The sequence below is a fragment of the Streptomyces sp. AC558_RSS880 genome (genome assembly GCF_019049255.1).
In the GTDB taxonomy this organism is placed as follows: domain Bacteria; phylum Actinomycetota; class Actinomycetes; order Streptomycetales; family Streptomycetaceae; genus Streptomyces.
In genome coordinates this window covers 37600-63308 of record NZ_JAGMUJ010000010.1, presented here as the reverse complement: position 1 = coordinate 63308, position 25709 = coordinate 37600, and the positions used below count along the sequence as shown (strand labels likewise).

Sequence of the window (25709 nt, the reverse complement as noted above, 5' to 3'; positions counted from 1 at the left end):
TGCTGGCCGGCTGACCGACGGGGCCTGCGCCGGGTGCGACGTGCGGTGCGCGGCCGGTCGCGTCCGCGTCCGCTCCCGTCGCATCGCGGGTACGTCGTCCGACGTGTCAGGCCGGGACCGTCAGTCGCGTCCCCCGGGGCCGTCGCCCGGCCCCCGGATGAAGCCCTCCGGGATGGAGAACGTCGGGTCCGGCTCGGTGCCGCCCGTGCCTCCCGTGGCGTTGCCGCCCCCGTTGGCGTTGCCGCCGTTGATCAGGCCGCCGATGAGACCGCCGTCGCCGTTGTTGCCGTCGTCGTCACGGTTGCCGTCGCCGTTGTCGCCATCACCGTCACCGTCGCCGTCGCCGTCGCCGCGGTCACGGTCCTGGGCGTCCGGGATGTGGATGATGTTGAAGGGCGGGGACTCCTTGCCCGCCAGGGCGCCGGTCATGGCGTCCTTCCAGATGGGGCCCGGGACCGCGCCACCGAAGACGAGCGGGTGGTACTGGCCGCCGATCGTGATGTTCTTCATCTCGACCTCCTGGCTCGCGCTGCCCACCCACACGGCGCCCGACATGTTCGGCGTGTAGCCGACGAACCAGGCGTTCTTGCGCTCGTCCGTCGTACCCGTCTTACCGGCGTTGTCGCGGTCGCTGAGGCCGGCCTCCTGACCCGTACCGGAGTCGATCACGCCCTGCAGCAGGCTGTTCACCGTGTCCGCGGTCTTCTCGCTCATCGCGCGCGAGCACGTCGACTTCGGCACCTCGAGCGACTTCTGCTCGTTGCCGATCTTCTGCGTGATCGACTCGATGGCGACCGGCGTGCAGTACATGCCCCGGGAGGCGAAGGCGGCGTACGCGCTCGCCATCGTGAGGGGCGAGAGGCCGGTGGAACCGAGGGTCATCGAGGAGGGGACCTCGGGGATCTTCTTCCCGTTGCCCTGGACCACGCCGAGCTTGTCGGTCATGGTCACCACGGGGCACATGCCGATGTCCTCGATCATCTGCACGAAGTAGGTGTTGACCGACTTGGCCATCGCGTCCTTGAGCGCGTACGGCCCCACCTCGGACTCGTTCTCGTTCTCGAGCTTGTAACCGTTGTCGTTCACCCAGGGCTTGTCGCAGCCGCGCACGGTCGACGGGTACGGCATCTCGAACGGGGCGGAGTAGGACTGCGTCGCCGGCCTGCCCTCCTCCAGCGCGGCCGCCGCCACGAACGGCTTGAAGGTGGAACCCGTCGGGAAGCCGAAGTTGGAGCCGCCCATGGCGTGGTCGACCGAGAAGTTGATCTCCGTCTCGTTCTTGCCGTAGCCGTACGGCTTCGACTGGCCCATCGCGACGATCTTGCCGGTGCCGGGCTCGACCAGCGTGGACGCCGCGGCGACCGAGTCCGACTGGTAGACGTGGTCCTTCAGCGACTGCTGCACCGACGCCTGCGCCTGCGGGTCGAGCGTCGTGCGGATGGTCAGGCCGCCCTGGTTCCAGATCTTCGCCCGGTCGGCCTTGGTCTTTCCGAAGACCGGGTCGCTCAGGAACACCTCGCGCACGTAGTCGCAGAAGAAGGACGCGTCGTCCACCGCCGTGATGCAGCCGTTCTTCGGCTTGCTGACCTTCAGGCCCAGCGGGCTCTTCGCCGCCGCGTCGGCCTGTTCGCGGGAGACGGCGCCCACCTGGGCCATCCGCGCGAGCACGGTGTTGCGCCGCTTCTTCGCCTCGGCCTCGTCGTTGACCGGGTCGTAGCGGCTCGGTGACTGGACGAGGCCGGCGAGGAGGGCCGACTCCTGGAGGTTGAGGTCCTTGGCGGGCTTGGAGAAGTAGCGCTGGGCCGCGGCCTCGACGCCGTAGGCCTGCTGGCCGAAGAAGGTGATGTTCAGGTAGTTCTCGAGGATCTTCTTCTTGCCCAGCTCCTCCTCGACCTGGATCGCGTACTTCAGTTCGGCGATCTTGCGGCCGATGGTCTGCTGGGTGGCCTGCGCGACCTTCGTCGGGTCGTCGCCCGCCTCCTCGACGAAGACGTTCTTCACGTACTGCTGCGTGAGGGTGGAGGCGCCCTCGGAGACCTCGCCGCTGCGCGCGTTCTTGTTGAGCGCGCGCAGGACGCCCTTGAGGTCGATCGCGCCGTGCTCGTAGAAGCGGGAGTCCTCGATCGCGACGATCGCCTTCTGCAGGTACGGCGAGATGTCCTTGAGGTCGACCACCGTGCGGTCACGCGAGTAGACGGTGGCGATCTGGCCGCCGTCGGCGTCGAGGATGGTGGTGCGCTGGCTCAGCGGCGGCGTCTTGAGGTTGGCCGGGAGCTCGTCGAAGCTCTCGACCGATCCCTTGGCCGCCAGGCCGAGCGCGCCCACGGCGGGCAGCGCGATGCCGGCCATGACGGCCCCCGCGAGGACACTGACACCGAGGAACTTGGCGGCCTGCTGTGCGGGAGACAGACCACCGCCCGAGCGCTTCTTTGGCATGGGAGCAGCCTACGTTCTCATTTGCCGGACAAGCGTATATGCCTTGGCCTAAGCTGCTCTCAACTGTCACAGCAGTGAGGCCACGTATCAATACGTCCGGCGACCCCGAAGCGTTCCGGATCTCCTCGATTTTTTTCGTACGAGTTCGCGCCGAGGAGTTTGAGACCGTGTCCGGATCCGCCTCGTGTGTCATGCGGTGTCCGTTGTGACGCAAGGGAACTGACCTGAAATGCCGGGTTCGTCACGCATGTCGCCCCCTCACTCCCCCGGGTGATCTGCCGCTTACCCATAGTCCGTTCGGACCATTCAAGATTGGGCCCGCTGGGGGTGTTGCGCTGTGCCCACCTTCCGTAACGTCCTCAACTGGCGGCGGTGAATATGCCGCTGCCGCCGTGGGGGAGCCTCGATTCGGGAGAGGACGGCGCCGGTATGGGCTGGGTTACCGACTGGAGTGCGCAGGCTGCCTGCCGCACTACCGATCCGGATGAACTGTTCGTTCAGGGAGCAGCGCAGAACAGGGCCAAGGCGGTGTGCACCGGATGTCCGGTACGCACCGAATGCCTGGCCGACGCGCTCGACAACCGCGTCGAGTTCGGCGTATGGGGAGGCATGACGGAGCGTGAGCGCCGCGCACTGCTGCGCCGGCGGCCGACCGTGACCTCCTGGCGCAGGCTGCTGGAGACCGCGCGCTCGGAGTACGAGCGGGGCTCGGGTGTCGTACCGCTCAACGACGACGAGGTGTACGAGAACTACGCGGCGGTGAGCTGAGGACCCTCGGGGGTTCTCGGTCGCGCGCCGTTCGGATCTAGGGCGTTTCGGGCAGCTCCGGCCGGTGGGCCGCGAGCCGGTCGCCGATGTCCCGCAGTCCCGCGAGGTCGTGCACGTCGCCGGGCAGTGCGGCCACCTCGGTCACCGCCACCTCGGGATGGAGCGCGGTGAAGCGGTCGCGTGTGCGCTGCTCGCGCGAGAGCAGCCGCATCCGATCGGCGTGCAGCCTCAGCAGGCCCGCGGTGAGCCGGTCGACGGACCGGTCCGTGCCGGTGTCCGCATCCGTGCCCTTCGTGCCTGTGCCTTCGGTGTCGTCCGCGGTGGCGGGGGAGCCTGTACCAGGGGCGACCGAAGCCGGTGTCCCGGAAGCGAGGGATGGACCGGAGGGGTCTGAACTGCCATACGTTTCGGGAGAGTTACGAAGTCCAGCTTTCCCGTCCTCCTGATCCACAATGCGGGAGTCCTCAAGATTTTCCGCGGCGGCCAGCGCCCGCTCGGCCGACAGCCGGTCCGCGCCGCTGCCGTGCACCCGGTTGAGGACCAGCCCGGCCAGCGGCATCTCCTCCGCGGCCAGCCGCTCCACGAAGTACGCGGCCTCGCGCAGCGCGTCCCGCTCCGGGGCCGCCACCACCAGGAACGCCGTCCCGGGCGCCTGGAGCAGCTTGTACGTGGCGTCCGCGCGCGTACGGAACCCGCCGAACATCGAGTCCATCGCGGCCACGAACGTCTGCATGTCCTTCAGCAGCTGGCCGCCGAGCACCTTGCCCAGGGCGCCGGTCATCATCGACATCCCGACGTTCAGGAACTTCATGCCCGCCCGGCCGCCGACCTTCGCGGGGGTCAGCAGGACACGGATGAGCTTGCCGTCGAGGAAGGACCCGAGCCGCTTGGGGGCGTCCAGGAAGTCCAGCGCGGAACGGGACGGCGGGGTGTCGACCACGATGAGGTCCCACTCGTCCCGGGACCGCAGTTGGCCCAGCTTCTCCATCGCCATGTACTCCTGCGTGCCCGCGAAGCCCGCAGAGAGCGACTGGTAGAAGGGGTTGCCCAGGATCGCGGCGGCCCGGTCGGGGTCCGCGTGCCCCTCGACGATCTCGTCGAAGGTGCGTTTCATGTCGAGCATCATCGCGTGCAGTTCGCCGCCCGCGGAGTCGTCGATGCCCTTCACCCGGCGCGGGGTGTTGTCGAGCGAGTCGATGCCCATGGACTGGGCGAGCCGGCGGGCCGGGTCGATGGTGAGGACCACCACCTTGCGTCCCCGCTCGGCTGCGCGCAGGCCGAGCGCCGCGGCGGTGGTCGTCTTGCCGACCCCGCCCGAGCCGCAGCACACCACGATCCGGGTGGCGGGGTCATCGATCAGCGGATCGATGTCGAGCGTGCGGGCGGGGGAGAGGCGGTGACGGGCCGGGTCCTGGGCCTGCGCCGGTTCCGGACGACGACTCATGACATCCCCTGCTTCCGGTGCTTCCGACTCGTGACGGGGCGGGTACGGCGGTGGCTGTGGTGGTGGTGCGTGGCGGGGCGGGTACGGCGGTGGCTGTGGTGGTGGTGCGTGGCGGGGCGGGTACGGCGGTGGCTGTGGTGGTGGTGCGTGGCGGGGCCGGTACGGCGGTGGCGGCGGTTGCCGCCGGGCCGCACCGTGTGGGCGCGGCCGGTCATGACACGCCCTGCTCGCGCAGCTCCCTGGCCAGTTGGTACAGGCCGGCCAGGTCCATGCCCTCCGCGAGCATCGGAAGCTCGTGCAACGGCACGTCGAGGGCCGCCAGCACGGCGCGCTGCTCGGTCTCCAGCGCGTACCGCTCGGCGTACTCCTCCGCCTGCGCGAGCAACGGGTCCACCAGCCGCTCGGCGTGTCCCCCACGCCGCGCGCCGCCCAGGCCGGCGGACGACAGTGCCCGCGCGATGGAGGAACGAGGGACCGCCGCCGCGAGTTCCAGACCGTCCCCGTCCAGCACCTCCGGACGGACCATGTTCACCACGACCCGTCCCACCGGCAGCCGCGCGGCGCGCAGTTCCGCGATGCCGTCGGAGGTCTCCTGTACCGGCATCTCCTCCAGCAGCGTCACCAGGTGCACGGCCGTCTCCGGCGATTTCAGCACCCGCATGACGGCCTGCGCCTGATTGTGTATCGGGCCGATCCTGGCGAGTCCGGCGACCTCGTCGTTGACGTTGAGGAAGCGGGTGATGCGGCCGGTCGGCGGGGCGTCCATCACGACGTAGTCGTAGACGAACCGCCCGTGCTTGTCCTTGCGGCGTACCGCCTCGCACGCCTTGCCGGTGAGCAGGACGTCCCGCACGCCGGGGGCGATCGTGGTGGCGAAGTCGATCGCGCCGATCTTCCTGAGGGCCCGGCCGGCGCTGCCGAGCTTGTAGAACATCTGGAGATACTCCAGAAGGGCCAGTTCGGCGTCGATCGCGAGGGCGTACACCTCGCCGCCCCCCGGAGCGACGGCGATCTTCCGTTCCTCGTAGGGCAGCGCCTCCGTCTCGAAGAGTTGTGCGATGCCCTGGCGGCCCTCGACCTCGACGAGGAGCGTCCGCTTCCCCTCCGTGGCCAGGGCCAGCGCGAGGGCCGCGGCCACCGTGGTCTTGCCGGTTCCGCCCTTGCCACTGACGACCTGGAGCCTGCTCACGTCTTCGAGCCTAAAGGCTCGCCCCGCGCCCCGGCGGCTCCGGGTGGCGGTTCCCGGCCGTCGCGCCCCGCGCGAGGGAGCGGGACGGGGGCCGCGTCCCGCGCGGGCGGGGGCTAGAGTCGGCCGCATGACCAAGTGGGAATACGCGACTGTGCCGCTGCTCGTCCACGCAACGAAGCAGATTCTGGACACCTGGGGCGAGGACGGCTGGGAGCTCGTCCAGGTCGTGCCCGGGCCGAACAACCCCGAGCAGCTGGTGGCCTACCTGAAGCGGGAGAAGCAGGGATGAGCGCCGTCGAGGCGAAACTGGCCGAGCTGGGCCTGAGCCTGCCGGAGGTCGTCCCGCCGCTGGCCGCGTACCAGCCGGCCGTGCGGTCGGGGCGCTACGTCTTCACCGCCGGCCAGCTGCCCATGGTGGAGGGCAAGCTTCCGCTGACCGGGAAGGTCGGCGCGGAGGTCACCCCGGAGGAGGCGAAGGAGCTGGCGCGCACCTGCGCGCTGAACGCCCTCGCCGCGGTCAAGTCCGTCGCCGGGGACCTGGACCGGGTGGCGCGCGTGGTGAAGGTCGTCGGCTTCGTGGCCTCCGCCGCGGACTTCACCGGCCAGCCGGCCGTCCTCAACGGCGCGAGCGAGCTGCTCGGCGAGGTCCTCGGCGACAAGGGCGTCCACGCCCGCAGCGCGGTGGGCGTCGCGGTACTTCCCCTGGACGCCCCGGTGGAGGTCGAGATCCAGGTGGAACTCACGGAGGCGTAGCCCGCGCCGGTGGCTCCCGCGACGGGCGGGGCGCGGGACCCGGCGATTTCTGCACCGTACGGGAGGCCCCGGCGTCCGGCGTGACGGCGTGGCCCGGTGACCGGGGCGCTCTGTCGCGCGGGCGCACCGGCGCACCGCCCGGCGGCATGCGCCGGTGAGCGTGGCGTCCGGTGCGCGGTTGCCGCCGTGTCCCGTCCGGCGCCCGCCGTGTCGTCCGCCGGCTTCGCCGTGTAGTCCGTCGGCTTCGCCGTCCCCCTGGGCACTCGAACATCCGCCCGTCACGGGATAGCCTCCGGCCATGGTGAATGCGCAGGCCGGTGGGCAGTGGTACCCGCCGGAGTGGCCGGAGCGGATCCGTGCGCTGGCGGGCGGCGATCTCACGCCGGTCGTGCCGAAGCGCGCGGCCACCGTCATGCTGCTCAAGGACACCGGCGACGGGCCCGCCGTGCACATGCTGCGCCGGCGTACGTCCATGGCGTTCGCGGGCGGCGCGTACGCCTATCCCGGCGGCGGCGTCGACCCGCGGGACGACGACCGGCACGTCCGCTGGGCGGGCCCCGCGCGCGCGGGGTGGGCGGACCGGCTCGGCGTCGACGAGGCGGGGGCCCAGGCGATCGTCTGCGCGGCCGTGCGGGAGACGTACGAGGAGGCCGGCGTCCTGCTCGCCGGGCCCACCCCCGACTCCATGGTCGGCGACACGACCGGCGACGACTGGGAGGCGGACCGTGCCGCGCTCGTCGCGCGGGAGACGTCCTTCGCGGAGTTCCTGGACCGCCGCGGACTGGTCCTGCGCTCGGACCTGCTCGGCGCGTGGACGCGCTGGATCACCCCCGAGTTCGAGCCCCGCCGCTACGACACCTGGTTCTTCGTCGCCAAGCTCCCCGAGGGGCAGCGCACCCGCAACGCCTCCACGGAGGCCGACCGCACGGTGTGGATCACCCCGCGCGCGGCGGCCACCGCGTACGACCGGGGCGAGCTGCTGATGATGCCCCCGACCATCGCCACCCTGCGCCAGCTCACGGCGTACGCCACGGCCGCGGAGGCGCTCGACGCGGCGCCCGCGCGTGACCTCACGCCGGTGCTGGCCTCCGCGCGCCTGGTGGAGGGCGAGATCGTGCTCTCCTGGCCGGGGCACGACGAGTTCACCAAGCACATCCCGACCGGTGGAGCCCCCGTATGACGGACGCGAGCACCCTTCCCGGCCAGCCGCGGGGCGGCGCCCTCTCCGGCCCCGCCACCGCGCGTGCCGTCAACGTGCTGGCCCCCAACCCCTCGGCGATGACCCTGGACGGCACCAACACCTGGATCCTGTCGGAACCGGACTCCGACCTCGCCGTCGTGGTCGACCCCGGCCCGCTGGACGACGGACACCTGCGGCACGTCGTCGGCACCGCCGAGCAGGCCGGGAAGCGCGTCGCCCTCACCCTCCTGACACACGGTCACCCCGACCACGCCGAAGGCGCCGCCCGTTTCGCCGAGCTGACCGGCACGAAGGTGCGGGCACTGGACCCGGCGCTGCGGCTCGGCGACGAAGGGCTGGCCGCCGGGGACGTCGTCACCGTCGGGGGCCTGGAGCTGAGGGTCGTACCGGCCCCCGGCCACACGGCCGACTCCCTGTGCTTCCACCTCCCGGCCGACCGGGCGGTCCTCACGGGCGACACGGTCCTCGGCCGCGGTACGACCGTCGTGGCCCACCCCGACGGCCGCCTCGGCGACTACCTGGACACGCTGCGCCGGCTCAGGTCGCTCACGGTCGACGACGGCGTCCACACGGTGCTGCCCGGCCACGGGCCCGTCCTGGAGGACGCCCAGGGCGCCGTCGAGTTCTACCTCGCCCACCGGGCCCACCGCCTCGCCCAGGTCGAGACGGCCGTCGAGGACGGCCACCGCACCCCGGCCGAGGTCGTCGCCCACGTCTACGCCGACGTCGACCGCTCCCTGTGGCCGGCCGCGGAACTCTCGGTCCGCGCCCAACTGGAGTACCTGCGGGAGCACGGGCTCATCTAGCCCCCGGAGCCCGCATCTAGCCCTCGGAGCCCGCACGGCGCACGCGCGCGCGTACGCCTGCCGTGCGCGGGCGCGACGGAGCCCCGCCTCCCACGGGAAGCGGGGCTCCGGTGCCAGGTGTCAGCGGGAGCGCTTCGCGAGGCGTTCGACGTCCAGGAGGATCACCGCGCGGGCCTCCAGGCGGAGCCAGCCGCGCTGGGCGAAGTCGGCCAGGGCCTTGTTGACCGTCTCGCGGGACGCGCCGACCAGCTGGGCCAGCTCCTCCTGCGTGAGGTCGTGCACGACGTGGATGCCCTCCTCGGACTGCACGCCGAAGCGGCGGGAGAGGTCCAGCAGGGCGCGGGCGACACGGCCCGGGACGTCCGAGAAGACCAGGTCCGACATCGCGTCGTTGGTCTTGCGCAGCCGGCGCGCGACGGCCCGCAGCAGCGCCGTGGCCACCTCGGGGCGGGCGCTCAGCCAGGGCGTCAGGTCGCCGTGGCCCAGGCCGAGCAGCTTGACCTCGGTGAGCGCCGTGGCGGTCGCGGTGCGCGGGCCCGGGTCGAAGAGCGACAGCTCACCGATCAGCTCGCCCGGACCGACCACGGCGAGCATGTTCTCGCGGCCGTCGGGGGACGTGCGGTGCAGCTTGACCTTGCCCTCGGTGACCACGTACAGGCGGTCGCCGGGGTCGCCCTCGTGGAACAGGGAGTCGCCCCGTGCGAGGGTCACCTCACTCATGGAGGCGCGAAGCTCGGCGGCCTGCTCGTCGTCGAGCGCCGCGAAGAGCGGATTCCGCCGCAGAACGTCGTCCACGAGTTCTCTCCTTGTCGACCTGCTCAGGGGATCTTGTTCCCCTACGTACCAGGGGACCGTGGTTCCCATTTTGCCGGACGGTCCAAACAGTGTGATCTGTCACAAGGATGCCGTACGGGCCGGTCGGGGTAAGCGTCAGGGGTCCAATTGGACGCCGGTCTTCGGGGCCCGGGGCGGATGTCGGTGCCGGGTCGTAGGCTGGCCGGGTGTCCAAATCGCCGGTGAGAGCACAGGCCGAGGGAGCTGCGCGAGTGGGTGTACGTCGCGATTCCGCTGTGGGCGAACAGGGCTCCGATGGCGGTAGAGAAACGGCGAAAACGGCAAAGGGGTCGCCGTTGGGGAAGGAACCGACGGCCCGCGCGAGCGGGGCGGCCGGGGAGACGGACACGCCGGTGAAGAAGGCGGCGGTGAGGAAGACGGCGGCGAAGAAAGTGACCGGGGCGAAGAAGACAGTCGGGGCGAAGAAGGCGACCGCCGCGCAGAAGACCGAGACCAAGGGGGCCGTGGCCAAGAAGGCCGCCCCCGTCAAGAAGGCCCCGGTCGCCAAGAAGCCGCTCGTCGCTCCCCGGAAGGCGACCGCCTCCGTGAAGGCCGCCCCGGTGAAGACCGTCGTCGAGCCGGTCGGGGACGAGTCGCGCACCGCGCTGGTCCGGCGTGCGCGCCGGATCAACCGTGAGCTCGCCGAGGTGTTCCCGTACGCCCACCCGGAGCTGGACTTCGAGAACCCCTTCCAACTCGTCGTCGCCACCGTGCTGTCGGCCCAGACCACCGACCTGCGCGTCAACCAGACGACCCCCGCCCTCTTCGCGAAGTACCCCACCCCCGAGGACCTGGCCGCCGCCAACCCGGAGGAGGTGGAGGAGATCCTGCGCCCCACCGGCTTCTTCCGGGCCAAGACCAGGTCGGTCATAGGGCTGTCGAAGGTGCTGGCGGAGGACTTCGGCGGCGAGGTGCCCGGCCGGCTCGAGGACCTCGTCAAGCTGCCCGGCGTCGGCCGCAAGACGGCGTTCGTCGTGCTCGGCAACGCCTTCGGCCGCCCCGGAATCACCGTGGACACCCATTTCCAGCGCCTCGTGCGCCGCTGGCGCTGGACCGGGGAGACCGACCCCGACAAGATCGAGGCGGCCGTCGGCGCGCTCTTCCCCAAGAGCGACTGGACCGACCTGTCCCACCACGTCATCTGGCACGGCCGCCGCATCTGCCACGCCCGCAAACCCGCTTGCGGCGCCTGCCCCATCGCGCCGCTCTGCCCGGCGTACGGCGAGGGCGAGACGGACCCGGAGAAGGCGAAGAAGCTGCTGAAGTACGAGAAGGGCGGCCTCCCGGGCCAGCGTCTGAAGCCCCCGCAGGCCTATCTGGACGCCGGCGGCAGGCCCGCCCCGCCGCTGGGGGCCGGATGACGGGGCGGCATGCGCGGCGGTCCTCGGAACGATCTCGGGGCCGCCGGGCGTTGAACCGCTGGGACAGGGCCGGACGACGGGGGTGGCGATGACGCGGACGAGCGGTACCCGGGGCGGCCCGGTGACGCTCAGCAGGGAGGGGCTGCCCTCCTGGCTGGACCCGGTGGCCCACGCGGCGGAGACGGTCGCGCCGAGACAGCTGAGCCGCTTCCTGCCCCCGGAGAACGGCACGGGGCGCCAGTCCGCCGTCCTCATCCTCTTCGGCGAGGGCGAGCACGGCCCGGAGCTGCTGCTCATGGAGCGGGCGAGTTCGCTGCGCTCGCACGCCGGGCAGCCGTCCTTCCCCGGTGGTGCCCTCGACCCCGAGGACGGCGACCCGCAGGGCGACGGACCGCTGCGGGCCGCGCTGCGGGAGGCCGAGGAGGAGACGGGGCTCGATCCGTCCGGCGTCCAGTTGTTCGGCGTGCTGCCGAAGCTCTACATCCCGGTCAGCGGCTTCGTCGTCACGCCCGTGCTGGGCTGGTGGCGCGTACCCAGCCCGGTGGGGGTCGTCGACCCGAACGAGACCGCGCGGGTGTTCACCGTCCCCGTGACGGACCTCACCCACCCCGACAACCGCGTGACCACGGTTCACCCCAGCGGTCACCAAGGCCCGGCATTCCTGGTCGAATCGGCCCTCGTATGGGGCTTCACCGCCGGGGTCATCGACCGGTTGCTGCACTTCGCGGGCTGGGAGCGGCCCTGGGACCGGGACAGGCGGGTCCCGCTGGACTGGCGCTCATGACAGGGTGGGCGCCGTGCTGGGTCGGACGAGGCGAGGCTTGAAGCGGTGAACGTGCTGGACATCCTGTTGCTCGTCGCCGCCGTGTGGTTCGCGGTCGTCGGCTACCGCCAGGGCTTCGTCGTCGGCATCCTGTCGGTGATCGGTTTCCTGGGCGGCGGTCTCGCCGCCGTCTACGCGCTGCCCGTCCTCTGGGACGCCCTGACGGACGACTCCGAGGTCGGTACGACGGCCGCCGTCGTCGCGGTCGTCGTCGTCATAGTCTGCGCCTCCGTCGGCCAGGCCCTGACCACCCACCTCGGCAACAAGCTGCGCCGCTACATCACCTGGTCCCCGGCCCGCGCGCTGGACGCCACGGGCGGCGCACTTGTCAACGTCGTCGCGATGCTCCTGGTCGCCTGGCTGATCGGCTCGGCCCTCGCCGGTACGACGCTGCCGACGCTCGGCAAGGAGGTCCGCGGCTCCAAGGTGCTGCTCGGGGTATCCCGGGCGCTGCCCGACCAGGCCGACACCTGGTTCGCCGACTTCTCCTCCATCCTCGCGCAGAACGGCTTCCCGCAGGTCTTCAGCCCCTTCGCCAGCGAGCCGATCACCGACGTCCGGCCCCCGGACCCGGCCCTGGCGGGCAGCCCCGTCGCCCTCCGCGCGCAGCGCTCCATCGTCAAGGTGATGGGTACCGCCCCGAGTTGCGGCAAGGTCCTGGAGGGCACCGGCTTCGTCTTCGCCGAGCGCCGCATCATGACCAACGCGCATGTCGTGGGCGGCGTCGACGAGCCGACCGTGCAGATAGGCGGCGAGGGCAGGAAGTACGACGCCACGGTCGTCCTCTACGACTGGAAGCGCGACATCGCCGTCCTCGACGTACCCGAACTCAAGGCACCCGCGCTGCGCTTCACCACCGAGGACGCGAGTATCAACGACGGCGCGATCGTCGCCGGCTTCCCGGAGAACGGGGCGTACGACGTCCGTTCCGCGCGTGTGCGGGGGCGCATCACGGCCAACGGCGCGGACATCTACCGCCGGGGCACGGTTCGCCGCGACGTGTACTCCCTGTACACGACCGTCCGCCAGGGCAACTCCGGCGGTCCGCTGCTGACCCCCGAGGGAGAGGTCTACGGCGTGATCTTCGCGAAGTCCAGGGACGACGCGGAGACCGGCTACGCGCTCACCGCGGACGAGGTCCAGGAGGACATCGCCAAGGGCCGCAGCGCGAACCAGCAGGTGGACAGCGACAGCTGCGCGCTCTAGAGCGGCCTCGGTCCCCGTCCCGGCCCCGGGGGGGGCGGTCGTACGGGCCGTCAGCCGCGCGGGTGGCGCAGGCGGACGGAGACCCAGCGGGCCCTGCGGCGGAGGATGCGCGGGATTCCCACCCTGAGGTCCGTACCTGCCATCTGCGGTGCACCGCCTCGCTGGTGGGAACCCATACCGCCCGCCGAACGGCGGTCGCGGCTTGCGTCACTGTAGTCGTGCGTCCAGCCCATACCCGGACGTCTGCCCCCGCCCCAAGGTCGATAACCGCCTCACGCGCCCCCAATTGGCTTATGCGCCGGGCAATTGGCCGATCGTCAGACAAGTGCTCGGTTCGATCACCGATCGGGTTCGGGATCCTTCAGCCAATTGATCAGTTCCGTCGAGAAAGTGACCGGATCCTCCTCGTGCGGGAAGTGCCCCAGCCCGTCGAACAGCCGCCAGCGGTACGGCGCTTCGACGTACTCCCCGGACCCCGCGGCACTGCGCGTGCGCACGACCGGGTCCAGCGAGCCGTGCAGGTGCAGGGTCGGCACCCGCACGGGCCGCTTCATCCTGCGGTTGAACTGGATGCCGTCGGGGCGGGCCAGGGAGCGCACCATCCAGCGGTACGGCTCGATCGAGCAGTGCGCCGTGGACGGGATGCACATGGCCCGCCGGTAGTTCTCCAGCGCCTTCTCGTCCGGCAGGTGCGGCCCGGACCAGTCCCGGATGAGCTCGGCCACCAGCGCCCCGTCGTCCGCGGTGAGCCGGCGCTCCGGGATCCAGGGCCGCTGGAATCCCCAGATGTGGGACAGCGCGGCCGACTGCCTGGCGTCGGAGAGCAGCGCCGAGCGCCAGCGCCGCGGATGCGGCATGGACGCGACCGCGAGCCGCCGTACGAGCTTGGGGCGCATCGCCGCCGCCGTCCACGCCAGGTATCCGCCCAGGTCGTGCCCGACCAGCGCGGCGTCCGGCTCGCCGAGGGAACGGATCACCCCGGTGATGTCCAGCGCGAGGTTGGCCGGGTCGTAACCGCGCGGTGTGCGGTCGCTGCCGCCGACGCCCCGCAGGTCCATGGCGACGGCCCGGAAACCGGCGTCGGCGAGCGCCGTCAGCTGGTGCCGCCAGGTCCACCAGAACTGCGGGAAGCCGTGCAGCAGCAGCACCAGGGGGCCGTCGCCCAGCTCCGCGATGTGGAAGCGGGCGCCGTTGGCGGCGACGTCCCGGTGCGTCAGTCCGGCGCCGCCGGGGATGTCGAGGCGTACGGCCGAAGCGGGCTGCGCCGAAGGTGTGGCGGGTTCCGTCATGAGGACGAGCGTGCCACAGCCTCGATGGCCTGGGGGCCCCGGTCCTCGGGCAGCTCGGGGCGCGGGTGCGGCTTGGCCTTCTGCAGCACGCCCGCCGTCTCCTTCACCGAGGCGGCGACCTTCTGCGGACCCCGGCCCTTCTTCGCCTTCTTCGCGAAGACGATGCCGATCAGCGCGAGGAGCAGCGCGATCAGCACGTTCGCCGCGAAGGAGAGCAGGAAGCAGACCGCGAGGTTCCAGTCACTCCAGGTGCGGATGCCGTAGGCGAGCGCGAAGTTCAGCATCGGCAGGGAGAACAGGAGCAGCACCCCGGCCGCCATGAACGCGCCGCCGCTGGTCGCGCCGCGCTTGACGTCCTGCTTGAGCTGCGCCTTCGCCAGCGCGATCTCGTCGTGCACCAGCGCCGACATGTCGGCCGTCGCCGAGGCGAACAGCTGGCCGATGCTGCGTTCGGCGCCGACCGGGCTGCCGTCGGGTGCGCTCATCGCGGTCTCCCTCTCCTGCGTACGTGCTGCGTACGTTCCTCATGCCTGCGCGTACGCTTCAGTCTTTTGTACCGTCTCGTCAGATCATGCCGGACCGTCGTGCTCCTCGCCTGCCCCGCCCGTCACTTCGGCAAGCGCGTCCCGCTCGGCGGCCTTCTCCCGGGCGAGCCGCCGGTGCTCCGCGGCCTTCCGTTCGTGGATCTCCGCCATGCGCAGGTGGTACGCCGGGTCGTCCTGCTCGTAGACGTCCGGGACGCCGCTGAGGTCCTCGTCGCGCTCCTCTTCCTCGGTCAGCCTGCGGTACTTGGCGTTCCGTACCTTCAGCAGCACCGTCGCGACGGCGGTGGCGATCAGAGAGCCGGCCAGGACGGCCGCCTTGACGCTGTCGGTCATCGACGCGTCGCCCTCGAAGGCGAGTTCCCCGATGAGCAGCGAGACGGTGAAACCGATCCCGGCGAGGGTCGCCACCGCGAACACGTCCGCCCAGGCGAGGTCGTCACTGAGCGACGCTCTTGTGAAGCGTGCCGTCAGCCACGTACCGCCGAAGATGCCGAGCGTCTTGCCGACGACCAGCCCGAGCACCACGCCGAGCGTCTCGGGCTGGGTGAACACGTCGGTGAGGGCGTCGCCGGAGACCACCACGCCCGCGCTGAAGAGAGCGAACAGCGGCACCGCGAGGCCCGCCGAGAGCGGCCGGACGAGGTGCTCGATGTGCTCGCCGGGGGAGTGCGCCTCGTCCTCGTGGCGGTGACAGCGCAGCATCAGGCCCATGGCGACGCCGGCGATGGTGGCGTGGATGCCGCTGTTGTACATCAGTGCCCACACGACCAGCGCGAGCGGCACGTACACGTACCAGCCGCGTACGCCCTTGCGCAGCAGCAGCCAGAAGACGGCCAGGCCGGCGACGGCGCCGCCGAGCGCCGCGAAGTTCAGGTCGTCGGTGAAGAAGACCGCGATGATCAGGATCGCGAACAGGTCGTCGACGACGGCGAGGGTGAGCAGGAAGGCCCGCAGCGCGCTCGGCAGGGAGGTGCCGATGACGGCGAGCACGGCGAGTGCGAAGGCGATGTCGGTGGCGGTGGGCACGGCCCAGCCGGCCAGGGAACCGCCGCCCGCACCGCTGGTGAGCGTGTAGACCAGCGCCGGTACGGCCATGCCGCACAGCGCGGCGACGACGGGGAGTGCGGCGGCCTTGGGGTCGCGCAGATCGCCGGCGACGAGCTCGCGCTTGAGCTCGATCCCCGCGACGAAGAAGAAGACCGCGAGCAGTCCGTCGGCGGCCCAGTGCGCCACGGACAGGTCGAGCCCGAGGGCCTCGGGGCCGAGGTGGAAGTGGCTGACGCTCTCGTAGCTGTCGTGCAGACCAGGCACGTTCGCCCAGATCAGCGCGGCGACGGCGGCGAGGAGGAGCAGGATGCCGCCGACGGTCTCGGTGCGCAGCGCGTCCGCGACGTATGACCGCTCGGGCAGGGAGAGGCGTCCGAATGCCTTGTGGGGGCTGGGGGTGCGGGGCGCGGTCACGGGAGTTCCTCTGGTCGGCGGGCAGCACGAATCGCGTGCCGACCAGACTTCCCGGCGCCCCATGAGACAGCTTTTTGTTTAGTTTAGCTAACGTGCTCCTGGGGCGCACCCTCGAGTACGCGGCGGCACTTGGCGGCACGCGGCGGCACCCCGGCGCGGGAGCGCGCCGGGGTGCCGTCGTCCGGCTGTGTCCGGCCGGTGTCCGCTCAGTCCTCGCCGGGCGCCTGAGGCAGCTTGGCCTGGATGAGATCCATGACCGTGCTGTCCGTCAGCGTCGTGACGTCTCCGAGCTGGCGGTTCTCCGCGACGTCCCGCAGCAGGCGGCGCATGATCTTGCCGGAGCGGGTCTTCGGCAGCTCGGCCACCGGCAGGATCCGCTTGGGCTTGGCGATCGGGCCGAGCGTGGCGCCCACGTGGTTGCGGAGCTCGCCGACGAGGTCCTCGCTCTCCGCCGCCGTGCCGCGCAGGATCACGAACGCGACGATCGCCTGACCGGTCGTCTCGTCCGCCGCGCCGACCACGGCCGCCTCGGCGACCGACGGGTGCGAGACGAGCGCGGACTCGACCTCCGTGGTGGAGATGTTGTGGCCGGACACCAGCATCACGTCGTCGACCCGGCCGAGCAGCCAGATGTCGCCGTCGTCGTCCTTCTTGGCGCCGTCACCGGCGAAGTACTTGCCCTCGAAGCGCGACCAGTAGGTGTCGATGAACCGCTGGTCGTCGCCCCAGATGGTGCGCAGCATCGACGGCCACGGCTCGGTGAGGACCAGGTAGCCACCGCCGCCGTTCGGTACCTCGTTGGCCTCGTCGTCGACGACGGTCGCGGCGATGCCGGGCAGCGGGGTCTGGGCGGAGCCGGGCTTGGCGTCGGTCACGCCCGGCAGCGGCGAGATCATGATGCCGCCGGTCTCGGTCTGCCACCAGGTGTCCACCACCGGGGTGCGGTCCGCGCCGATGTTCTTGCGGTACCAGATCCACGCCTCGGGGTTGATCGGCTCGCCCACCGAGCCCAGCACCCGCAGGCTGCTGAGGTCGAACTTGGCGGGGATGTCGTCGCCCCACTTCATGAACGTGCGGATCGCGGTGGGCGCGGTGTAGAGGATCGTGACGCCGTACTTCTGCACGATCTCCCAGAAGCGGCCCTGGTGCGGGGTGTCCGGCGTGCCCTCGTACATGACCTGCGTGGCGCCGTTGGCGAGCGGGCCGTAGACGATGTACGAGTGCCCGGTGACCCAGCCGACGTCGGCCGTGCACCAGTACACGTCGGTCTCCGGCTTGAGGTCGAACACGGACCAGTGCGTGTACGCGGTCTGGGTCAGGTAGCCGCCGGAGGTGTGCAGGATGCCCTTCGGCTTACCCGTCGTCCCCGAGGTGTAGAGGATGAACAGCGGGTGTTCGGCCCCGAACGCCTGAGGGGTGTGCTCGGCGCTCTGCCGCTCCACCAGGTCGTGCCACCACACGTCCCGGCCCTCGGTCCAGGCCACGTCCTGGCCGGTGCGGCGGACGACGAGGACGTGCTCGACGGTGCCGGCCTTGGCGATCGCCTCGTCCACGGCGGGCTTGAGCGCGGAGGGCTTGCCGCGCCGGTGGCCGCCGTCGGCCGTGATGACGACACGCGCGTCGGCGTCCTGGATACGGGTGGCGAGCGCGTCCGCCGAGAAGCCGCCGAAGACGACGGAGTGCGCGGCGCCGATGCGGGCGCAGGCCAGCATCGCGACCGCGGTCTCCGGGATCATCGGCATGTAGACGGCGACCCGGTCGCCCTTCTGGACCCCGAGCTCCAGCAGGGCGTTGGCTGCCTTGGAGACCTCGTCCTTGAGCTGGGCGTAGGTGATGGCGCGGCTGTCGCCCGGCTCGCCCTCGAAGTGGATGGCCACCCGGTCACCGTGCCCGGCCTCCACGTGTCGGTCCACGCAGTTGTAGGCGACGTTGAGCTCGCCGTCCTGGAACCACTTGGCGAACGGCGGGTTCGACCAGTCCAGGGTCTCGGTGGGCTCCTTGGCCCAGGTCAGCCGGCGGGCCTGCTCGGCCCAGAAGCCGAGCCTGTCAGCCTTGGCCTGTTCATACGCCTCCGCCGTGACGTTGGCGTTCGCGGCCAGGTCGGCGGGGGGCGAGAAGCGACGCTCCTCCTTCAGAAGGTTGGCCAGGCTTTCATTGCTCACGGCATCTGCCTTTCCCAGGGTGTCCGTTGTGTCCCAGGCCACAGCTCATCAGACCCAGGGGTGCGCTGACAAGGGCCGACGGAAAATTGGTTTAGACCTGTCGGGTGGGGTGGCGCGAGGCGCGCCACCCCTTCCCACGGGGCCCGGAGCAAGCCGGTTCAAGGTGTGTAACGCCTCTCACACCCGGACGGGTCCCCTCACATCGTCAGGTCCGCGGACCGTACCCGGCCGAACACCTTCTCCTCGTCCCGCTCGGTGAGGAGATACGCCTGGGCCTCACCCACGTGGAAGTACATGCCGTGCAGCTCCAGGGCCCCGTCCTTCAAGGCCCGTGCCACCGGTTCATGGGCGCGCAGATGATCCAGCTGCTGCACCACGTTCGTCAGGCAGAGCTGCTCGACCGCGTCGGCGGGTGCCCGCCCGGCCAGCCGCGACGGGGGCCCGCTGTCGTCACCCATGCGCTGCAGGCTCGGCCGGCCGTGTCGCAGCCAGCGTCTCAGCGGGGTGCGGGCGCCGTCCGGCTCGGTGTCGAGCAGCGCCTGCATCGCACTGCACCCCGAGTGTCCGCACACCGTGATCGACCGGACCGCCAGCACCTCCACGGCGTACTCGATGGCGGCCGCCACCGAGTCGTCGCCGCTCTCCGCACCGGGCGGTGGCACGAGGTTGCCGATATTGCGCACCACGAACAGGTCTCCCGGACCACTGGCCGTGATCATCGAGGTGACCACCCGGGAGTCGGCACAGGTCAGGAACAGATGTGCGGGCCGCTGTCCCTCACGCGCCAGCCGGGCCAGCTCACCGCGCACCAGGGGGGCGGTGTTGCGCTGGAACGCGCTGATGCCGCGTACCAGTGCGTGGCCGCCGGTTTCGGCCGGCTCAGGTTCCCCTCCAGCGGCTCCGTCCGTCACGTCCGGTCCATCCGCTCCCTTCGTTCCGTCGGTCTCGCCCGGCCGTGGGGCGCCGCCCGGCAGGGGGCGCGGACGTTCGCACTGGTGGTTGCGCCAGGCCGTCCAGGGCCGACAGCGGCAGCCGGTGTCGGACGCACCGGCCTCCTCGCTCCCGTCGGGCGGGTGCCCGGAGGTGAGGGCCGCGGGTTCGGCGATCCGGACCCCGGCGCGGCGGCCGGTGATCTCGACGGTGCCGCCCCGCGCGGTGTGCGTGCTCTGCCAGTCCTGCAGTGTCTCGTACGCCGCGTGGTCCATGAAGGAGCCGTCCAACGCCACGACCACGTCGGCTCCTTGGGGTACGAGATGCAGGGCCCGGCTGAGCCGTGGCACCGCAAGGAACGTCAACTGTCCTCGTACGTGTACGTGATGGACTCCTTCCTGCTCCTCGTGCGTGATCCGGGTGCGGGTGAGCCGGTGCAGGGCCACGCCGACGGCGACGGCGATGCCCAGTGCCACGCCCTCCAGGACACCGAGGGAGACGACGCCGAGGGTGGTCGCGGCGTAGACCAGGACTTCGCGGTGACGGGTCACCGTGCGGATGTGGTGCAGGGACACCATCTGGATGCCGACGGCCATCACCAGGGCGGCGAGCGAGGCGAGCGGGATGAGCTCCAGGAGCGGGACCATCAGCAGCGCGGCGATCACTACGAGAACGCCGTGCAGCATCGTGGAGTTCCGGCTCACGGCACCCGCTTTGACGTTCGCGGAACTGCGGACCGCCACACCGGCCACCGGGAGTCCGCCGAGTGAGCCGGAGACGATGTTGGCCGCGCCCTGACCGAGCAGTTCACGGTCCAGGTCGGAGCGCCCGACATGGCCGGGTCCGGGGCGGCCGGACACCAGCTTGTCCACGGCCACGGCGCCGAGCAGCGACTGCACGCTGCACACCAGCGTCGTGGTGAGCACGGCGGCGGCGAGGCCGAGCACGGGCCCTTCGGGCAGCCCGGCCAGGGCGTGGTTGTGCCAGGAGGGCAGATCCACCTTGGGCAGGACGAGTCCGGCCGCGGCGGCGACCGCGGTGGCTCCGGCGACGGCGACGAGCGCTGCCGGAACCGCGCGGAGAACGCGTCCGGCGCGGCCCGGGAGCCGGGGCCAGAGCAGCAGCAGGGCCAGGGTCAGCAGGCTCACCGACAGGGCCGCGGGATGCAGATTCGCCAACTGCGCGGGAAGGGCGAGCAGGTTGTCGGGGACGGAGCTCTGCGGAGTGCCGCCGAGGACGATGTGCAGTTGGGCGACGGCGATGGTGACACCGATGCCGGCGAGCATGCCGTGCACGATCGCGGGGCTCACGGCGAGCGCGCCGCGCGCCACGCGCAGGCAGCCGAGGCCGAGCTGGGCGAGTCCGGCGAGGACGGTGATGGCGCAGGTCGTCCGCCAGCCGTAGTGCTGGATGAGGTCGGCGGTGACGACGGTGAGTCCGGCGGCGGGACCGCTCACCTGGAGCGGGGAGCCGCCGAGCCGCCCGACGACGATTCCGCCCACGGCGGCGGCGACCAGGCCGGCCTGGAGCGGCGCGCCGGTGGCGAGGGCGATGCCGAGGGACAGCGGAAGGGCGATCAGGAAGACCGCGACCGAGGCCGACAGGTCGGCTCCCGCGATACGCGGGCGTGGAGGGCCGCTCGGTGGCGGGCTGTGGGGCGGGTGGGCTCGCTCGGTCCGATCCGAGTCGGCGGCGCGGGCGGGAACGCAGGCTGACACGGTCTCTCCTCTCCCGGACATCAACAATCCGTAAACGGATCGTAATTGAGAGTAAAGGACTGGCATAGACTTTCCGGGCAAATGGATGAATCAATCACTCAAGCGAGTGATGTAGCCATTTCATCGGCTTGTCGTATTAATTCCTTCTCCGTTCCGTGTGACTTTGACGGCGCTGCCGGCGTGGGTCGGCACGGCACCAGGCAAAGCCCTCATCGAGCTCGGCCCGAGAGAAGGAAGAAGGTGGGCGGATGGCCGCCACCCACAGAATCGCCACGGGCACCGTGATCGTCACGGTCTGCGTCGCCTCGCTCGCCGGCTGCGGGACCGGCACCGACGGCAGCGGCGAGCAGGCCCATGACCGGGAGAAGGCCAAGCCGGCTCCGGCACCGAAGAACGTCGTCCGGCTGATCGGCGACGGCTCCACCGCGTACACCGGCGCACAGCCGCACCTGCCCCGGCCCGAGCGGCTGAAGCGCGGCGAGAAGCCCCCGCAGTTCGTGGTCTTCTCCTGGGACGGTGCGGGTGAGGACGGTCAGAAGCTCTTCTCGCGTTTCCGCAAGGTCGCCAAGGAGAACGACGCGACCATGACGTACTTCCTGAGCGGCGTGTATCTGCTGCCGGAGGAGAAACGCGATCTGTACCACCCGCCGCAGCACCCCCCGGGCCGCTCCGACATCGGCTTCAACGACCAGGAGGGCATCGCCGACACGGTGAAGCAGCTGCGCCTCGCCTGGCTGGAGGGCAACGAGATCGGCACCCACTTCAACGGGCACTTCTGCGGCAGCGGCGGTGGAGTCGGCGAATGGTCGGTGGCGGACTGGAAGGACGAGATCGCCCAGGCCAAGCGCTTCGTGAAGACCTGGAAGACCAACACCGGCATGAAGAGCTCGGCCCCGCTGCCCTTCGACTACGACAAGGAGCTGATCGGCGCCCGCACCCCCTGCCTGGAGGGGCAGAAGAACTTCATGAAGGCCGCCCGCGACCTGGGCTTCCGCTACGACACCAGTGGGGTCAACAACCAGGTGTGGCCGAAGAAGAAGCAGGGCCTGTGGGACCTGTCGATGCAGCTCGTGCCCTTCCCCGGACACTCCTTCGAGCAGCTCACCATGGACTACAACTTCATGGTCAACCAGTCCGGCACCCCCCAGGGCGACCCCGCCAAGCGCGAGATGTGGGGCGACCAGATGCGGGACGGCCTCCTCCAGGGCTTCGAGCGGGCCTACAAGGGCAACAGGGCGCCCCTGATCATCGGCAACCACTTCGAGTCCTGGAACGGCGGCACCTACATGCGGGCCGTCGAGGAGGTCATCGAGGAGGTGTGCACCAAGTCCGACGTGCGGTGTGTCTCCTTCCGGCAACTGGTGGACTGGCTGGACGCCCAGGACCCGGAGACCCTGGCGAAACTGCGCACGCTGGACGTCGGTGAGGCCCCGGAGAAGGGCTGGGAGTCCTTCCTGTCCGGCGGTTCCGCACCGGCCCCCAAGGGGGTGCCCGGAGCCCCGGCCCAGAAGCGGTGAGCGTCAGGCGGACGCCGTGACGTCCTCGCCGAGCACGAAACCGGGATCGATCTGGGCCGCCAGGTCGGTCCCGGTGCGCTCGTCACCCCACGACCGGGCGTTCTTCAGATGGAAGTGCGCCATCTGGCGGGTGTAACGCTCGCGGTCACGCGACCCGTACGTCGCGTCGGCGGCCGAGTGCAGCAGACGCAGCGCGTGCCGGTTGGGCTCCTCCAGGAGGTCGAACCGGGGTGGCCGGCCCTTCTCCATGGCCCGGACCCAGTCCGAGTGCCCCACCGTCACCAGCAGGTCCTCCCCGGTCTCCGCGCGGAGGAAGTCGAGGTCGTCCGGACCCTGCACCTTGTTGCCGACGACCTTCAGGGTGACGCCGAAGTCGCGGGCGTACTCCTTGTACTGGCGGTAGACGGAGACCCCCTTCCGGGTCGGCTCGGCCACGAGGAACGTGATGTCGAAGCGGGTGAACATGCCGGAGGCGAAGGAGTCCGAGCCGGCCGTCATGTCGACCACGACGTACTCGTCGGGGCCGTCCACCAGGTGGTTCAGGCACAGCTCCACCGCTCCGGTCTTGGAGTGGTAGCAGGCGACCCCCAGGTCGGCGTCGGTGAAGGGGCCGGTGACCATCAAACGGACGGCTCCGCCGTCGAGTTCCACCGGCCGCGCACAGGCGTCGTAGACCGGATTGTCCTCGCGCACCCGCAGCAGCCGGGAGCCCTCGCCGGGCGGAGTGGTCTTGATCATCGTCTCGGCGGACGCGATGCGCGGATTGGTGCCACGCAGGTAGTCCTTGATCAGCGGCAGGTGCTCGCCCATCGCGGGCAGCGCGGCCGCCTCCGCCTCGTCCAGGCCCAGCGCGGTCCCGAGGTGCTGGTTGATGTCGGCGTCCACCGCGACGACCGGGGCGCCGACGGCCGCGAGATGACGGACGAACAGGGAGGACAGGGTCGTCTTTCCGCTGCCGCCCTTTCCCACGAAAGCAATTTTCATGTTCACCAAGAGTAATGGAAAGGTAGCTGTGCGTCACGGCCGGACGTGAAGAAGACCACTCCTTCGTGGGGTGGGCGCCGGGGGTGCGTAGTGTCGTACTCATGAGTACGACAGGTGCGACCGCCGACCCGCTCGCCGCCCTGGGCTCCCTGCCCGGAGTGGCCGACTCCGTGGAGTCCGTGCGCAAGGCCGTGGACCGGGTCTACGGGCACCGGGTCATGCGGCGGCGCAGCAACGAGATCACCTCCGAGGCGGCGCTGCGCGGCGCCCGTGGCTCGGCGGCGCTGTCGGGCGCCGACTGGGCCCTGGAGGAGGTGCGCCGGCGCAGCGACTTCAGTGGTGACGCCGACGCCCGCACGATGGGTGCGGCGCTGCGGCTGACCGCCGAGGCGGGGCAGTTGCTGTCCATCTGGCGGCAGTCGCCTCTGCGGGTCCTGGCCCGGCTGCACCTGGTCGCGGCGGCCGACAAGGCCGAGCGGGTCGGGCGGCCCCGCCAGGAGGGCGAACCGGTCGACGAGCCGCTGATCGGGCTCGCTCTGCCGAGCGCCGCGGAGGCGCACGGCCGGCTGGACGGGCTGTCCGGGCTGATCATCGCGGGCGGTTCCGCCCCGGCGTTGGTGACGGCCGCCGTCGTCCACGGCGAACTTCTCGCGCTGCGCCCCTTCACCTCCCACAACGGCCTGGTCGCGCGTGCGGCCGAACGCATCGTCCTGGTCGGCAGCGGACTCGACCCCAAGTCGGTCTGCCCGGCCGAGGTCGGGCACGCCGAGCTGGGCCGGGAGGCCTACATCGGGGCGCTGGAGGGTTATGTCTCCGGCACCCCCGAGGGTGTGGCGGCCTGGATCGCCCATTGTGGGCGCGCGATCGAGCTGGGGGCGCGCGAGTCGACGGCCGTGTGCGAGGCGCTCCAGCGCGGGGCCGCGTAAGAGGGGCCGGGCGGAAACCGGACAGAGATGCGGCGGTACGAGTACTCGTACCGCCGCTGGCATGTCCACCGCGTTACCAAGCGTCCTCGATATGTGCCCATCAGGTCGGGAACTTCGCCCGTCACCTGGTGCGGCTGGCCCGTAATCGACGGGTCGACGTCGCGTGGGTTCCCGGTGTTCATGCGCGGTCCGTGGGGCCATGAATGCGTTGGTGAAGGTGATCCTCGCGGATGTCCTCGGTCTCGCGGGCCGTCAAGTCCTTTGTACTCCGGGTGCGAAGCAAGCGGAAGTCTTCATCCTGCTTCTTTACTTTTAGTGCCAAATCCGTCTCGAACGGGCATCGGCGGGGCGTTCGCGGTCGGCGATCGGCGGGGCGGTTCGCGGTCAGGCCACCGTCGTGCGGCGCCGGCTCGCGTACCAGACGAGGCCCGCGGTGGCCGCCGCGGCGCCTATGGCCGCCGCCGCGACCAGGGCGGGGCGCGGCGGTACGGAGAACGCGGGGAAGCGCTGTTTGAGCCGTACCGGCCGGTGGAAGTCGAGGATCGGCCACTCCCGCGCGAGAGCCTCCCGGCGCAGCGCGCGGTCCGGGTTCACGGCGTGCGGGTGACCCACGGACTCCAGCATCGGCACATCGGTCACCGAGTCGCTGTAGGCGTAGCAGCGGGCCAGGTCGTAGCCCTCCGACTCGGCCAGCTCCCTGACCGCCTCGGCCTTGGTCGGGCCGTACGCGTAGTACTCCACCTCGCCGGTGAAGCACCCGTCGTCGCCGACGACCATGCGGGTGGCCACCACGCGGTCCGCGCCGAGCAGTTCGCCGATCGGCTCGACCACCTCGGCGCCCGACGTGGACACGATCACGACGTCGCGTCCCGCGGTGTGGTGCTGCTCGATGAGGGTGGCGGCCTCGTCGTAGATGATCGGGTCGATCAGGTCGTGCAGCGTCTCGGCGACGATCTCCTTGACCTGCTGGACGTTCCAGCCGCGGCACAGCGCGGACAGGTACTTGCGCATCCGCTCCATCTGGTCGTGATCGGCGCCGCCGGCCAGGAACACGAACTGGGAGTACGCGGTGCGCAGGACAGCCCTGCGGTTGATCAGGCCGCCTTGATAGAACGACTTGCTGAACGTGAGCGTGCTCGACTTCGCAATGACCGTCTTGTCCAGGTCAAAGAAGGCGGCTGTGCGGGGCATCGAGTGGTTTTCCACGTCCTTGAGCATAGGCGCAGCCCATTCGGCGTAAGGTGGGGCGTGTGGGTTTGCCTGAGAGGGCTCTCGGGTACACCATGGAAGTCACGGATCGTTCGCGACCGTGCTAACCCGGTCCGACTCCTCCCCCCCCCGAGTCGGCCGTGGGGA

Annotated in this window: 22 protein-coding genes; 10 read left to right on the top strand and 12 right to left on the bottom strand. The window is 70.8% G+C overall.

The annotated features are described in order from the left end of the window. Positions 1 to 120: 120 nt before the first annotated feature. Complete coding sequence (locus tag KUM38_RS04670) at positions 121 to 2436, bottom strand: transglycosylase domain-containing protein (protein ID WP_217127993.1); 2316 nt, start codon at positions 2434 to 2436, stop codon at positions 121 to 123. 429 nt (positions 2437 to 2865) lie between these two features. Here KUM38_RS04670 and wblA point away from each other — a divergent pair, with 429 nt between their 5' ends. Then, positions 2866 to 3204 (top strand): transcriptional regulator WblA, encoded by a 339-nt coding sequence (gene wblA / locus KUM38_RS04665; RefSeq protein ID WP_217127992.1) that lies wholly within the window; start codon positions 2866 to 2868, stop codon positions 3202 to 3204. 37 nt (positions 3205 to 3241) lie between these two features. On the opposite strand, the gene KUM38_RS04660 is transcribed toward wblA, so the two are convergent. Together KUM38_RS04660 and KUM38_RS04655 are read right to left on the bottom strand one after the other, a co-directional pair. Further along, entirely contained in the window at positions 3242 to 4648 is a 1407-nt protein-coding gene (locus KUM38_RS04660) for an ArsA family ATPase (RefSeq protein WP_217127991.1), read from the bottom strand. A 211-nt stretch (positions 4649 to 4859) separates the two neighbouring features. After that, entirely contained in the window at positions 4860 to 5837 is a 978-nt protein-coding gene (locus tag KUM38_RS04655) for an ArsA-related P-loop ATPase (protein WP_217127990.1), read from the bottom strand. Between the two features lie 127 nt (positions 5838 to 5964). Between KUM38_RS04655 and KUM38_RS04650 the strand changes: the two genes are divergently transcribed. The 4 genes from KUM38_RS04650 (at position 5965) to KUM38_RS04635 (ending at position 8597) form a co-directional block, all read left to right on the top strand. Continuing rightward, on the top strand, positions 5965 to 6126 hold the full coding sequence (locus KUM38_RS04650) for a DUF4177 domain-containing protein (RefSeq protein ID WP_142194045.1): 162 nt from the start codon (positions 5965 to 5967) through the stop codon (positions 6124 to 6126). Next, a complete protein-coding gene (locus KUM38_RS04645) occupies positions 6123 to 6590 on the top strand; it encodes a RidA family protein (RefSeq protein ID WP_073936669.1) in 468 nt (155 codons plus the stop codon). The genes KUM38_RS04650 and KUM38_RS04645 overlap by 4 nt, the downstream gene beginning before the upstream one ends. Before the next feature lie 298 nt (positions 6591 to 6888). After that, positions 6889 to 7770 carry an NUDIX hydrolase gene (locus tag KUM38_RS04640; RefSeq protein WP_217127989.1) on the top strand — a complete coding sequence of 294 codons (882 nt, stop codon included), beginning with the start codon at positions 6889 to 6891 and terminating at the stop codon, positions 7768 to 7770. Beyond that, a complete protein-coding gene (locus KUM38_RS04635) occupies positions 7767 to 8597 on the top strand; it encodes an MBL fold metallo-hydrolase (RefSeq protein ID WP_217127988.1) in 831 nt (276 codons plus the stop codon). Before KUM38_RS04640 ends, KUM38_RS04635 begins: the two co-directional genes overlap by 4 nt. Before the next feature lie 120 nt (positions 8598 to 8717). Here the strand turns inward: KUM38_RS04635 and KUM38_RS04630 are convergent, their stop codons facing one another. Then, entirely contained in the window at positions 8718 to 9392 is a 675-nt protein-coding gene (locus KUM38_RS04630; RefSeq protein ID WP_006132548.1) for a Crp/Fnr family transcriptional regulator, read from the bottom strand. 335 nt (positions 9393 to 9727) lie between these two features. Between KUM38_RS04630 and nth the strand changes: the two genes are divergently transcribed. The 3 genes from nth (at position 9728) to KUM38_RS04615 (ending at position 12821) form a co-directional block, all read left to right on the top strand. Beyond that, positions 9728 to 10792, top strand: coding sequence for an endonuclease III (gene nth, locus KUM38_RS04625; RefSeq protein ID WP_217127987.1), 1065 nt, complete (start codon positions 9728 to 9730; stop codon positions 10790 to 10792). A gap of 88 nt (positions 10793 to 10880) precedes the next feature. Beyond that, entirely contained in the window at positions 10881 to 11576 is a 696-nt protein-coding gene (locus tag KUM38_RS04620; RefSeq protein ID WP_217127986.1) for a CoA pyrophosphatase, read from the top strand. 45 nt (positions 11577 to 11621) lie between these two features. Then, on the top strand, positions 11622 to 12821 hold the full coding sequence (locus KUM38_RS04615) for a MarP family serine protease (protein WP_217127985.1): 1200 nt from the start codon (positions 11622 to 11624) through the stop codon (positions 12819 to 12821). Between the two features lie 50 nt (positions 12822 to 12871). On the opposite strand, the gene KUM38_RS41560 is transcribed toward KUM38_RS04615, so the two are convergent. The 6 genes from KUM38_RS41560 to KUM38_RS04590 form a co-directional block, all read right to left on the bottom strand. Then, the gene (locus tag KUM38_RS41560; protein ID WP_254396688.1) at positions 12872 to 13054 is read right to left on the bottom strand and encodes a hypothetical protein; all 183 of its coding nucleotides are present in this window, start codon (positions 13052 to 13054) and stop codon (positions 12872 to 12874) included. Between the two features lie 105 nt (positions 13055 to 13159). Beyond that, entirely contained in the window at positions 13160 to 14110 is a 951-nt protein-coding gene (locus tag KUM38_RS04610; protein ID WP_217127984.1) for an alpha/beta fold hydrolase, read from the bottom strand. Then, positions 14107 to 14595, bottom strand: a complete 489-nt coding sequence (locus tag KUM38_RS04605; protein ID WP_217127983.1) for a phage holin family protein — start codon at positions 14593 to 14595, stop codon at positions 14107 to 14109. Before KUM38_RS04605 ends, KUM38_RS04610 begins: the two co-directional genes overlap by 4 nt. Positions 14596 to 14679: 84 nt before the next feature. Continuing rightward, entirely contained in the window at positions 14680 to 16116 is a 1437-nt protein-coding gene (nhaA, locus tag KUM38_RS04600) for a Na+/H+ antiporter NhaA (RefSeq protein ID WP_217127982.1), read from the bottom strand. A gap of 206 nt (positions 16117 to 16322) precedes the next feature. Next, the gene (acs, locus tag KUM38_RS04595; protein WP_217127981.1) at positions 16323 to 18278 is read right to left on the bottom strand and encodes an acetate--CoA ligase; all 1956 of its coding nucleotides are present in this window, start codon (positions 18276 to 18278) and stop codon (positions 16323 to 16325) included. Between the two features lie 197 nt (positions 18279 to 18475). Continuing rightward, on the bottom strand, positions 18476 to 20926 hold the full coding sequence (locus tag KUM38_RS04590; RefSeq protein ID WP_217127980.1) for a SulP family inorganic anion transporter: 2451 nt from the start codon (positions 20924 to 20926) through the stop codon (positions 18476 to 18478). Between the two features lie 248 nt (positions 20927 to 21174). On the opposite strand from KUM38_RS04590, the gene KUM38_RS04585 reads away from it, so the two are divergent. After that, positions 21175 to 22443 carry a hypothetical protein gene (locus KUM38_RS04585; protein WP_217127979.1) on the top strand — a complete coding sequence of 423 codons (1269 nt, stop codon included), beginning with the start codon at positions 21175 to 21177 and terminating at the stop codon, positions 22441 to 22443. A gap of 3 nt (positions 22444 to 22446) precedes the next feature. Here the strand turns inward: KUM38_RS04585 and KUM38_RS04580 are convergent, their stop codons facing one another. After that, on the bottom strand, positions 22447 to 23427 hold the full coding sequence (locus KUM38_RS04580) for an ATP-binding protein (protein WP_217127978.1): 981 nt from the start codon (positions 23425 to 23427) through the stop codon (positions 22447 to 22449). Positions 23428 to 23528: 101 nt separating this feature from the next. Between KUM38_RS04580 and KUM38_RS04575 the strand changes: the two genes are divergently transcribed. After that, positions 23529 to 24353, top strand: a complete 825-nt coding sequence (locus KUM38_RS04575) for an oxidoreductase (RefSeq protein ID WP_217127977.1) — start codon at positions 23529 to 23531, stop codon at positions 24351 to 24353. A 384-nt stretch (positions 24354 to 24737) separates the two neighbouring features. Here KUM38_RS04575 and KUM38_RS04570 read toward each other — a convergent pair whose 3' ends face one another. Further along, positions 24738 to 25571: an HAD family phosphatase gene (locus tag KUM38_RS04570; protein WP_217127976.1), complete on the bottom strand. Its 834-nt coding sequence runs from the start codon at positions 25569 to 25571 to the stop codon at positions 24738 to 24740. Positions 25572 to 25709 lie beyond the last annotated feature (138 nt).